This is a genomic window from Nostoc flagelliforme FACHB-838, from assembly GCF_014698065.1.
GTDB classification, from domain to species: Bacteria; Cyanobacteriota; Cyanobacteriia; order Cyanobacteriales; family Nostocaceae; genus Nostoc; species Nostoc flagelliforme_B.
The window spans coordinates 1-11,658 of sequence record NZ_JACJSI010000188.1; the positions used below are offsets into that span (position 1 = coordinate 1).

General features: G+C 44.1%; 12 protein-coding genes and 1 pseudogene. 8 read left to right on the forward strand and 5 right to left on the reverse strand.

The features are described 5' to 3' along the window. Window positions 1-112 precede the first annotated feature (112 nt). The 4 genes and pseudogenes from H6G97_RS36310 to H6G97_RS36325 all read right to left on the reverse strand — a co-directional run. Window positions 113-1,282 (reverse strand): annotated as a pseudogene (locus H6G97_RS36310) (dynamin family protein); the annotation flags it as partial. A gap of 19 nt (window positions 1,283-1,301) precedes the next feature. After that, window positions 1,302-1,628, reverse strand: a complete 327-nt coding sequence (locus H6G97_RS36315; protein WP_190945473.1) for a DUF3040 domain-containing protein — start codon at window positions 1,626-1,628, stop codon at window positions 1,302-1,304. Between the two features lie 421 nt (window positions 1,629-2,049). Next, on the reverse strand, window positions 2,050-2,442 hold the full coding sequence (locus H6G97_RS36320) for a hypothetical protein (protein WP_190945476.1): 393 nt from the start codon (window positions 2,440-2,442) through the stop codon (window positions 2,050-2,052). Window positions 2,443-2,563: 121 nt separating this feature from the next. After that, the gene (locus H6G97_RS36325) at window positions 2,564-2,851 is read right to left on the reverse strand and encodes a hypothetical protein (RefSeq protein ID WP_190945478.1); all 288 of its coding nucleotides are present in this window, start codon (window positions 2,849-2,851) and stop codon (window positions 2,564-2,566) included. 218 nt (window positions 2,852-3,069) lie between these two features. Between H6G97_RS36325 and H6G97_RS53480 the strand changes: the two genes are divergently transcribed. The 8 genes from H6G97_RS53480 (at window position 3,070) to H6G97_RS36360 (ending at window position 10,496) form a co-directional block, all read left to right on the forward strand. Next, a complete protein-coding gene (locus tag H6G97_RS53480; RefSeq protein WP_242055761.1) occupies window positions 3,070-5,196 on the forward strand; it encodes a CHAT domain-containing protein in 2,127 nt (708 codons plus the stop codon). Between the two features lie 7 nt (window positions 5,197-5,203). After that, on the forward strand, window positions 5,204-6,994 hold the full coding sequence (locus H6G97_RS53485) for a tetratricopeptide repeat protein (RefSeq protein WP_338421919.1): 1,791 nt from the start codon (window positions 5,204-5,206) through the stop codon (window positions 6,992-6,994). A 54-nt stretch (window positions 6,995-7,048) separates the two neighbouring features. Continuing rightward, window positions 7,049-7,321: a hypothetical protein gene (locus tag H6G97_RS36335; RefSeq protein WP_190945480.1), complete on the forward strand. Its 273-nt coding sequence runs from the start codon at window positions 7,049-7,051 to the stop codon at window positions 7,319-7,321. After that, window positions 7,318-7,710, forward strand: coding sequence for a type II toxin-antitoxin system VapC family toxin (locus tag H6G97_RS36340; RefSeq protein WP_190945482.1), 393 nt, complete (start codon window positions 7,318-7,320; stop codon window positions 7,708-7,710). Before H6G97_RS36335 ends, H6G97_RS36340 begins: the two co-directional genes overlap by 4 nt. 121 nt (window positions 7,711-7,831) lie before the next feature. Beyond that, complete coding sequence (locus H6G97_RS36345) at window positions 7,832-7,990, forward strand: hypothetical protein (RefSeq protein WP_190945484.1); 159 nt, start codon at window positions 7,832-7,834, stop codon at window positions 7,988-7,990. A 90-nt stretch (window positions 7,991-8,080) separates the two neighbouring features. Beyond that, window positions 8,081-9,055, forward strand: coding sequence for a cysteine synthase A (locus H6G97_RS36350; protein ID WP_190945486.1), 975 nt, complete (start codon window positions 8,081-8,083; stop codon window positions 9,053-9,055). 120 nt (window positions 9,056-9,175) lie between these two features. Further along, window positions 9,176-9,508, forward strand: a complete 333-nt coding sequence (locus H6G97_RS36355) for a (2Fe-2S) ferredoxin domain-containing protein (protein ID WP_190945488.1) — start codon at window positions 9,176-9,178, stop codon at window positions 9,506-9,508. Window positions 9,509-9,563: 55 nt separating this feature from the next. Further along, window positions 9,564-10,496, forward strand: coding sequence for a DUF5331 domain-containing protein (locus H6G97_RS36360; protein WP_190945490.1), 933 nt, complete (start codon window positions 9,564-9,566; stop codon window positions 10,494-10,496). Between the two features lie 5 nt (window positions 10,497-10,501). Here the strand turns inward: H6G97_RS36360 and ygfZ are convergent, their stop codons facing one another. Continuing rightward, entirely contained in the window at window positions 10,502-11,497 is a 996-nt protein-coding gene (gene ygfZ, locus H6G97_RS36365; protein WP_190945492.1) for a CAF17-like 4Fe-4S cluster assembly/insertion protein YgfZ, read from the reverse strand. Window positions 11,498-11,658 lie beyond the last annotated feature (161 nt).

Genomic DNA, 11,658 nt, shown 5'->3' on the forward strand with positions numbered 1-11,658 from the left:
TAAGTCGGAAATTTCGATTCCGTAGGCGAGGCAGTTTTCATTCATGCCTCTTAATCTACCATTTACGTGTACTTATTTTTTACAGTAGCAGGATAACTCCTGTGAACGTTTACATAATTTCTTTTTGGAATTCATCTCGAATACCTGTGAATTTGTTAAACTCTGGTTCTACTGAATCAATCCGTTTTTTTAATTCATTTACATCTTGGTCAAGTAATGGTATACGTCTAGCAACTGCTTCACGGGTATGATTGCAGGCAAGTCTTGCCAAGGTTCTAACTTGACGGAGTTCTGCGATCGCACGTTCTCTGGTAAGAAAAGTATTAAGCGAATCCATAAACTTTGGAAAGCCAGTCCCCTCTAAATCAGCCTGGGGATTTTTTAACCGTCGTCTGAGTGCTTGAATTGAGGAAAGCTCAAACACCCGTTCGTCATAAATATTCTGACCTTCTACAGTACAATATTCTGCTAAATTCGCGTTAAATACTTGCCGTAATCTATTCTCAGATGCTTGTAATTCTTCAACATCATCAGGATCAATCAATGATTCTCGCACCTGATCCCAAGCATTAACTAAGAAGAAAACTGTCAACCCTCGACCTTTGATATAATTTTCTAGGTAGCGGCGCTCACCCAAGGTACAAGGTTGAGAAGCTCTCATCACAAACAAAATTGCATGGCAGTTATTTACATAGCCTAAAGATAATTCGTTTCGCGCTTCTGTATCATTCAATCCTGGACTATCGACAATTTCAATTCCCTTTTCTAGTAGCGTTAAGGGATACTGAACTACTGCATAATCAACATCGGGAAACGCTTGTTTTTTCTCCTGCTCTAGTTTCTTAGCTTCAGCCGGATCAATAGTATATTTATATTTAAAGTTCTGAAAATCTAGCTGTTGTGGGCTTTTTCCATCATTAAAATGAATGGTAACTTTCTTTTCTGGGCCATAGCGTAAAACTGTTAAGACTGCGGTACAAGGGTTAACATCGCTCGGTAGTAGGTTTTCCCCAATTAATGCGTTGAGAAACGTACTTTTACCGCGTTTCATATCGCCCAATACTAAAAGGCGAAATACACCTTGGCGGAGGTTTTTACTAGCTATTGTAATATCTTCAATATCTCGCTCTAAACTGAGTTTTCCCGATGAAGAGTCTCCAGCCAACTCAGCTTGATTAATTGTTTCAGCTAGTTTAGTTAAACACACAGAAATCTCCGATCGCACTTGAGCAACGCGCTCTAAGTCTTGGATAAATCTATCAGTTGCTACCCGATCACTCATCATAATTATTACACCTTAATCAAAGATTGGTTTTTTTAGATTCCAAAAATAATTTGTAAGACATCCACCCCAGCGCACCAACAATAATAAATCCAGCTAACACTGAGGCTATTCTCACAGCAACTAGCGCTACCACACCAAGAGCAAACAGTTTCCCACCCAAAATCACTTTATTCATCCAAGGTTTTTGGGAATTTTCTGGCTGATGCTTCACAGTTTGATGAAAAGCCGCATCGTTAGCATGGATGTTAGTTTCCATTTCCCGGAGTCGCAATTCAACTTCTCGTTCTTGTAATGTACGTTCTCGCTGTTCAAGTTCTTTTTCGCGATCGCTTTCAGATGTCATCGGTATCCACCCCGTCTAAGACAAAGAAAAGATGTCAGCATTTGTATCATATCCGCTTAATTGCTTATTAAACTTGAAGAACCCCACCCCGCCAAAGCTATGCTTTGTCTCCCCTCCCCGCTTGCGGGGAGGGATTAGGGGGTGGGGTGTAATGACTGTGGTTAGCATAACTATTTATACGGACATGATATTACTCGTTAATTATGCTGTATCGTAACTTACGTAAATATTTAAAAACCCCAGTAAAATTACTATTTAAATTTTCATTACCTACTAAACTCATAGAGTTAGCTACCACAAAATGCACCTGCTTTCCAGAATCAAAGCGAAGTGCCTAACAGTACGATCATGCAATGCCTGCGGCGGACTACGCCTATGCAATGGGCATCATTCACTGTAAATGATGCCTAATTTTTGTTGGTTACGCCGTCTGTTTAGAAGTTGCTTTTAAGTCTGCGGTGGATTTTAACCGGGTGATGGTGGCTTTACGAATGCGATCGCTTTTGCGTGTCCCGCCTGTCATTTCGTATTCCCGGCTGTCTTTGCCATACTTCAATGCTACACCACTAACCAAGCGCTCTGAAGTTTCCCGAATGCTCTTTTCAAGGGTTTCTATTTTTCCCTTTGCTGAGTCAATGGCAGTTAGCATCATATTATACTCGTCAATCTGGTTGCGGAGTTGCCCGATTAACTCAGTTAAATTCTTTAAACTGATCGAATCACCAAAATCAAGGCTGGAATCAATCGATTTAAATCCGATTACTCTCTGTTCTGTTTTTTCTAGCACAGGAGAGGTTCTTTTTTGGCGTGGCATCAATGCATACCTTTTACTAAACTTATCTTTATAGAGTGGCTCAATGGGATAATGTAGTGGTTCAGTAAAGCTTGCAAAAATAAGTATTTTTTTTAATAAGATTTGATTATTAGCTCAGTAATTACACGACAGTAAACAACAAATAGTTGAGAAAAAACTCGTGTTCTGAACGAATGGACTTGCGTTCTGGACGAATGGACTTGTGTTCTGAACGAATGGACTTGCGTTCTGGACGAACGGACTCGTGTTCTGAACGAACGGACTCGTGTTCTGAACGAATGGACTTGTGTTCTGGACGAATGGACTTGTGTTCTGAACGAATAGACTTGTGTTCTGAACGAATGGACTTGTGTTCTGGACGAACGGACTTGTGTTCTGAACGAATATAACAATTAATCAATATAGTCACAGCCCTAACAACAGCAAAGATTTGCCCCCATCTGTCCTGATTTTATAGTTGAACTGCGATCGCATCAATGCAGTATCTCGCCAATCACGCGATTTGTACCAGCTTATCGGCGATCGCGGCGACGAATATCGACGATAACCATTAAGGCATTAGCTTTGTTGACGATTGAATTTACTGATAATACGGTGAAGGTTATTGTGCAATCTACCCTTGAAACCATGCCCCTAAACTTCACCTTCGCCCTCAGTCAACAGCAAACTTTTGAACTGCGCTGTGATTATGGCTCACGTCGCCTGGATAAAACGGAGTTGGCAGCGCTGATTAATTTGTGTGAGCAAAATTATTATGCTCAACAAAGAGATCATCTACCTTATCTCACCCAGTTAGGACGGCAACTTTATCAATGGCTGGATGGTAAAGAAGGATGGCTGAGAAAGGCGCTGGATGAGGCGGATGAGCAAACGATTTATCTAGATTTGATTCAAACCAGCGAAGCGCAGGGGTTGAACCCGGAAACAGAACGTGTAGCGTTGGGATTGGCACATTTGCCTTGGGAATTGCTAGATGATGGCAGTGGGTTTTTAATAGAACGCCAGAATCTTTCCGTTTTACCAGTGCGTTCTGTGCAGCAGCGTCAAACCCAAGTAATTGGCGTGCAAAATCGCCCATTGCGGTTGCTGTTCATGGCGACTTCTCCTGAAGATCCCAGAGTTCCACCACTAGGGTTTGAGCGGGAAGAAGCGAACATTTTGCAAGCAACTAAGGATCAGCCTTTAGCGTTGATTGTCGAGGAAAGCGGCTCGGTTGCAGAGTTGGCTAATTTGGTGAAATCCTACCCAGAAGACTATTTTGATATCTTTCACCTCACGGGACACGGGATAATTTATACCAAAAAAGATTACGGCTCTTTGCTGTCAACAGGTGTAACGCTGGCAGACAATACCCCCTGCTTCATCACTGAACATGAGGTGGGGAATATGCAACTTACTACTGTCACTGATTTAGCTAAAGCCTTTCGCGGACGTTGGCCGCGTGTAACTTTTCTCTCTGGTTGTCATACGGGACAGGTTCCTAATAAGGGGACAGTACCCTCGATGGCGCAGGCATTGGTGAAGGCGGGAGCAGGTATAGTTTTAGGCTGGGCGCGTCCGGTATTTGACCGCACGGGTATTGTAGCGGCACAGGCACTTTATCAAGCTTTGGCGACGGGGGCAACTGTTGAAGAAGCGGTGAAAGCGGCGCAGCAGGAGATGATTGACCAAGAATGCACCGACTGGCATCTGTTACGAATGTATCGGGATACGCGCCCCATTGCAGAACTGGTGACAGCGCTGAGAACAAGAAATCGTGAAAGGCTGAAGTTCACAGCGCCAGAGCAAGAATTTCTGGATGAAAATAATCAAGTTAAAGTTGCCAGTCGGTTTGAATTTGTCGGACGCAGACGACCTTTGCAACGGTGTCTCAAGGCTTTGCAGGAAACCAGCGATCAAATCGGCGTGTTTATTGCGGGGATGGGTGGATTGGGCAAAAGTACCCTGGCGGCGCGGTTATGTACGCGGGTGCAGATGCAGCGTTCTAATTTTGCGCGAGTTGTGGTGATTGGGCCTTTGGATGAGATAGGTTTGCTGACTAAGCTTTCTAATAAGTATGAGCGGTTTGCAGATGTGCCCGCACTTTTGAACGAACCAAAGGTGTCTCTAAAAGGACGGTTGCAAAACTTTTTTGAAGCAATAGAAAAAAAACACAACCAACCCTTACTGCTGGTGCTGGATGACTTTGAGCAAAATATTCCCGTTAAAGATGGCTCACTGCGGATGACGGCAGAGGCTTACGAGATTTTAGGGGCGATTTGTGCAGCATTGGAGGAAAACGCGGCAGAAAGTCGGCTGATTGTCACCTGTCGTTATTTGAATGAAGACACCTTGCCACCTCATCGCCTGCACTTGGAATCTTTGGCAACCATGAGCAGTAGTGATATTGATAAAATCTGCTTTCCTTTAGATAAAGAAGTTAGACAACAGTTAAGAACTCAAAAGATTATCCACATTGCCGATGGTAATCCCCGCTTCTTGAAGTGGTTGTTAGAGGTGATTCAGCAACCAGGAATAGCGGCGGATGAATTATTGAATCGGCTGGAGGCGACTGAGCATAAATTCCGCGAAAATATCTTGGCACAAACTCTGCTGGATGCCTTGGAACCAGAAGAACAAAAGTTTCTTGCACGGTTGAGTGTGTTTAATTTGCCCGTTACTGTTGAAATCATTAACGCCATCTCCCCCTCTGTTACTTCTCTGCAAAAGCAGCTTAGTCGAATCTGCCACCACTCACCCCACCCAGCCAGCTAATTATCGGGTGACGACAATTTTAGAATCGTTACTAGAAAAAGTGTTGATTCAAGAAGAATGGCAAACAACGCGACAGCACGCGGTGAGGGAAATCCATAAAGTTTGGTGGGAGGAGAATGACAACCGCACAGAAGCAGAAGGACTGGAAATTGTACGTTTGGGACTGCTGGCAAAAGAGCAGGAAATTGCTGTCAGCGTTGGAGATATGATTGCAAGCAATTGGGTGAACAATTCCCGCTTTGTGGAAGCTTTGGAGTTATGTAAGCAAGTTCTGGCAGTTTTTCAGGATTACCGCATCTTGGGAACCATTGCCAATGCCGAAAGGGTTTTGGGTTTTGTACAAGAGGCTGTTACTCATTATCAGCAAGCTTTAGGCCTTTGCCCTGAAGAGGAATTGCAAGAAAAAGCCACTATCCTCAACAACATGGCACTGGTATTTGCCCAACAAGGGGACATCCCAAAAGCGATCGCACTCTGGGAACAAAACTTAGAAATATCTGAGCAAATTGGCGATGTCCAAGGTAAAGCCGCTACCCTCAACAACATGGCACTGGTATTCGCCCAACAAGGGGACATCCCAAAAGCGATCGCACTCTACGAGCAAAACTTGGAAATATCTGAGCAGATTGGCGATGTCCAAGGTAAAGCTACTACCCTCAACAACATGGCACAGGTATTCGCCCAACAAGGGGACATCCCAAAAGCGATCGCACTCTACGAGCAATCCTTGGAAATATCTGAGCAGATTGGCGATGTCAAACTTAAAGCCACTACCCTCAACAACATGGCACTGGTATTCGCTCAACAAGGGGACATCCCAAAAGCGATCGCACTCTGGGAGCAAAACTTAGAAATAACTGAGCAGATTGGCGATGTCAAACTTAAAGCTACTACCCTCAACAACATGGCACAGGTATTCGCCCAACAAGGGGACATCCCAAAAGCGATCGCACTCTGGGAGCAAGACTTGAAAATATCTGAGCAGATTGGCGATGTCAAAGGTAAAGCCACTACCCTCAACAACATGGCACAGGTATTCGCCCAACAAGGGGACATCCCAAAAGCGATCGCACTCTGGGAGCAATCCTTGGAAATAAACGAGCAGATTGGCAATGTCCAACTTAAAGCCAGTACCCTCAACTGCATGGCACAGGTATTCGCCCAACAAGGGGACATTTCAAAAGCGATCGCACTCTACGAGCAATCCTTGGAAATATCTGAGCAGATTGGCGATGTCCAACTTAAAGCCAGTACCCTCAACTGCATGGCACAGGTATTCGCCCAACAAGGGGACATCCCAAAAGCGATCGCACTCTGGGAGCAAGTTGTTTCAACACTTGCACAAATAAGTGCATACAGTAATTTGGTAACAGCTCTGGGTAGTTTAGGCTTCACGGATGAAAGTAACGGTTTGGTTTACCTAGCTCAAGCAATCTGGTTGACGCTAAGAATTCAAGCACCTTTAGTAGATACCATTCTGTTAATCCGTGTTTTATATAATAAAGTGCCTCAAGGCGATGAACTACAAGCCGTGTTAGGAGCAACGGCAATGTTCTTTTGCAAACTTCGAGGTGAAGGTCATCCGCAGTTAGAGGAACTTCAAGAGCATAGTTTCAACATGATAGCAGGTGCGGCAAGTGCCCAAGGAATTGAAACAGAGGAAGCGTTTGGTAATTGGTATGTTCAGCAACGGCTAAATGATCCAGATTATTTCCTCCCGCGACTTAATCAACGCCTAGAGGAGATAGTTGGCGATGGGTGGTTGTTTGACCGCAGTCAAGTTTCAATGGGTGAATAAAGGGAAATGCGATCGCGTTACTCTTAAATTAATTGACGACAATATAACCACCTTATGCAATCCCTAAATATTACACTGCCAGATGCGATCGCTAATGCTCTCAATGCTTACATCGGCGATCAAGAAGTTTCCTTACCTGCTAACGCTATCGTAGAAAATGCCCTCGAAGAATTCCTCAGCCAACGTGGTTATTTACCTCCACAAAAGCAAGGTTTACGCCTTACTCCTGCACCCAAGGGAAGCGGATTTAAAGATACGTCAGTAAATCACGATAAAATTCTAGCTGAACAAACGTTTTTGCAGTCATTGCCACCAAACACACCTTGAGAGCCGTAATTGCTGACACTGGGCCTTTATATGCTGCTGTAGATATAGACGACCAATATCATGAGCGCTCCCAAGCCGAACTACAACGTATAAATACAGAAAATTTAATAATCCTAGTTCCCTTTCCTGTTTACCTGGAAACATATAATCTTTTGCTATATCGTCTCGGAACTGAACAAGCGATTAGCTTTGCTAGACAATGTATAGGAGCAGTTCATTTCGTTAATCCTTCACAGGAACAATATATGGCAGCAGTTGAAAAAGCTGCAAGTTTTCCAGATCAACGGATTACCGTCTGCGATGCTGTCACTGCCGTTTTGTCAGAAAAAATGAAGCTACCAGTGTGGACGTATGACTTTCATTTTGATCTGATGCTGGCTCAGGTATAGCGGTAAACAACTATGATTATTGTTGGATTGCTCAGAGACGAAATGCGATCGCGTTAATCTTAAATTAATTGACGACAATATAACCCAATACGCTTGGGTTAAGACAGAATCGTAGGTTGGGTTGAACTTTAGTGTTACCCAACAAAGCTTTGATAATGTTGGGTTTCGTTCCTCAACCCAACCTACACCAGTTTTATGTTTTAGCTTTAACCCAAGCGTATTGCAATATAACCAGCTTATGCAACCCTTAAATATCACACTGCCAGATGCGATCGCTTAGGCAACTATGATTATTATTGGATTGCCGAGTGGGGAAATGCGATCGCTATAAGCCAAAATTTTTATAGATACTCACACAGGTATAGTCAAAATGGATATTAAGAATGGCTTCGTCGGCGCTGTTGGCAACACACCCCTAATTCGCTTAAACAGTTTCAGTGAAGAAACAGGATGTGAAATCCTCGCTAAAGCTGAATTTCTCAATCCTGGCGGTTCCGTCAAAGACCGCGCCGCACTTTATATTATCGAAGATGCAGAAGAGAAAGGTTTACTCAAACCCGGTGGCACAGTTGTAGAAGGAACTGCTGGTAATACTGGCATTGGGCTGGCGCATATTTGCAACGCCAAAGGCTACAAATGCCTAATTATTATTCCGGATACTCAGTCACAAGAAAAAATAAATGCACTGACAGCACTAGGCGCAGAAGTTCGTCCCGTCCCTGCTGTACCCTACAAAGACCCAAACAATTACGTCAAACTATCTGGCAGAGTCGCTGCTGAGTTGGAAAACGCTATTTGGGCGAATCAGTTTGATAACTTAGCTAACCGCCGCGCCCACTACGAAACCACAGGGCCGGAAATTTGGACACAGACAGATGGTAAAATAGATGCATGGACAACTGCAACTGGTACTGGTGGTACTTATGCTGGTGTGGCGTTGTACTTGAAAGAACAAAATCCGGCGATTAAATGCGTTGTTGCCGATCCACTGGGTAGCGCACTTTATAGCTATGTCAAAACCGGCGAACTCAATACAGAAGGAAATTCCATCACCGAAGGCATTGGTAACGGTCGCGTCACAGCCAATATGGAAGGCGCACCTGCTGATGATGCCATTCAAATCGATGACCAAGAAGCTTTACGGGTAGTTTACCAACTGCTGAAGAAAGATGGGCTGTTAATGGGCGGCTCAACCGGCATTAATGTCGGCGCAGCTGTTGCCCTAGCGAAGCAGTTGGGGCCAGGACATACCATTGTCACCATCTTATGTGATAGTGGTTCCCGCTATCAGTCGCGGATATTCAACCCTGAATGGCTAGCCTCAAAAGGACTTTCAATAGATTAGTTATGGGGAATTGGGCATTGGGCATTAGGCATTAGGCATGAATTAATATTTCTTTCTTCTGCCTCCCCTGCTTTTTCCTCTCTCCTCCGTGTCCTCTGCGCCTCTGTGGTTCGTTAAAAAATGTCAAACATAACTCAACCATCAAACTTCCCCACAATAGATCAACCCTCTTCTCCTAAATGTGTGCGGGTTTGTCAAAATCGCACTTGCAAAAAGCAAGGTGCAGTTAAGGTTTTAGCAGCTTTTGCAGCTTTGCCAATCCCCGATGTAACAATAACGCCTAGCAGCTGTTTGGGACAATGCGGCAATGGGCCGATGGTGCTGGTATTACCCGATATGGTCTGGTATAGCGGCGTTCAACCTGATGAAGTATCTCTACTGATAGAAAATCATTTGCTAGGTGGTCAAAGAGTCCAACAGATGCTCTATTATCGGTTTCATCCCCAGAAATAAAGCCAAATTTTCAATATCAATCTCTGCAATATTGTTAACTGAAGTGAGGCATCTAATGAATATCCAAGAGCTGCGTCAATCCTTAAAGCAAAAATGGCTAAGTTACTACGAGCAAAATATTTCCTGGCTGGTCAAAATGCGAATTTGGGGCACTTATGATGATTTGCGCCGTCCTTTGTCTAGTTTTATTTTGGCAACACTGTCTGTTTTAGAACCCCAGTTTGATGAAATACTTGCTTTTATGCTGGATCTGAATAACGATCCAGATAAAATAGTCGCCGCTTTAGGTCTTAACTTCAATCCTGATGAAGAGTTACATTTAACAAAATCAGACCATTCTATGGCTATAACCCAAGTTGAAAGCGAGTTGCCAAATGAGAAGCATTTTGAGGATAAACATCTCTCATCGGCTGTAACTGCCAGCAAGATTGCGTTTCATTCTCTTGCCAATACTCTAGACTCCAACTTGTCACGCGCCGATGAACTTGTGCCATCGATTACAGCTACCACTGAAGTAGTGCGCACACGCAAACCTGAGTTGATAGTAGCAAATGCAACTAAAATTGCTCCAGATACTCCGGCAAAAACGCCATCCTCCGGTTTGCTAAGGGAATATCGACCAGTACGCTGGCACTCTGGTCAGTTACCTTCACGAGGATCGGCGACAATGACCAGTGAGGTTAACAGCAAAGCCAAAACTATGTCATCTGTGGCATTAGCTACCGAGGTTAAGAGCAACGCACCACCTGTCCGAATCCCTGTGGGCGCATCATTGGCAATTACCACTGAGATTAATAGTAATGGTAAACCAGAGCGATCACTAGCAATTACTACTGAGGTTAAAGACAACGGCAAACATCCGAATATTCAACCAGAAAATGTTAACAGCAAAGTGAATCTTGAAACCACTAATGCCCGTAGTATAGCTTCTTGGGTAGATGAATTTTGTTACGGCGCTAGGAATAAAGAAGAAGATATTTTGACTTGAATTAGTTATGGGTAATCGTGAGAAACAAACGGGATTTCTATGACTTCACCTTCAGTTTCTCCTACTTTAACTTTCAACCCCACGCCACCCGCTTTAGTGCGAATGTAACCTAATCCAAAATAACCATCAGCCGTTTCTGTGTAACTGGTAAGTTTGCCGACCTTTTCATCTCCAACTGCGATCGCACTTCCAACTTCCGCCGGGGCGCTGAGTCGTATACCCAAAAGGTGTTGTTTTACACCTTTATATGTATTTAATCGAGCAATAGTTTCTTGCCCAATATAGCAACCCTTAGTAAAAGAAATTGTTTGCCATAAACCAACTTCCAGAGGATTGTAATCATCTGTAAGTTCCGCATCTGGGGCGGGGCGGCCTTGTAATATTCGCAAGGCATCCCAGGCGCGATCTCTCATTTCTACCGCCCCAGCTTCTAACAATTTATTCCACACCGTTTCTTTGTCAGTATTGGGGAAAGTAAAAGTGTATCCGGGCGCAGCTAACCCACTACCCACAGCAATCCGCACTCCCTCAGCAGGAGTAATGGTGTATACTTTATGACTTCCATAAGGTTGCCCAATGAGTTCGCCAATACCCAACTTTTCTAAAACAGCGTCGCTTCCTGGGCCAATGAGGCTGAAGGTGTTGGTGTCTTGTGTAATATCAGATAATTCCACCTTGTCAGCATAGAAAATATATTTATCCAGCCATTCCATGAGATATTGGCGGCGGTTAGGTGAAACTAGCAGGATTACTGCATCTTCTGTAACGTAGGCGGTTGCTAAATCGATTGTCCTGGCTGTGGAAGTGACAAAAACCGTATCACAACCTTGTCCTGGCTTGAGTATTTGGAAATTGTTAGTACTTTGGTTGTGCAAGAAATTGAGGCGATCGTCGCCAGATACTTTGATACGTCCCCAGGCGGTGCGATCGCATATTGCAACCCCAACTCTAGCGGCTTGGATAGCTGCTACGTCTTTATCGTCAATTGTAGATGTTGGCATGGTGATGAGAAGTTGCCCTGTTTCAATGTTGTCGCACTGGAAATCTTAGGTAGGGTCGAGGTGTGCATTACTGCATCACCCCTCCCATCCGAAACCGTGCTTGCGACTTTCACCGCACACGGCTACTCAGTGTTTTATCCATTTTGTCATATCGGACTCCC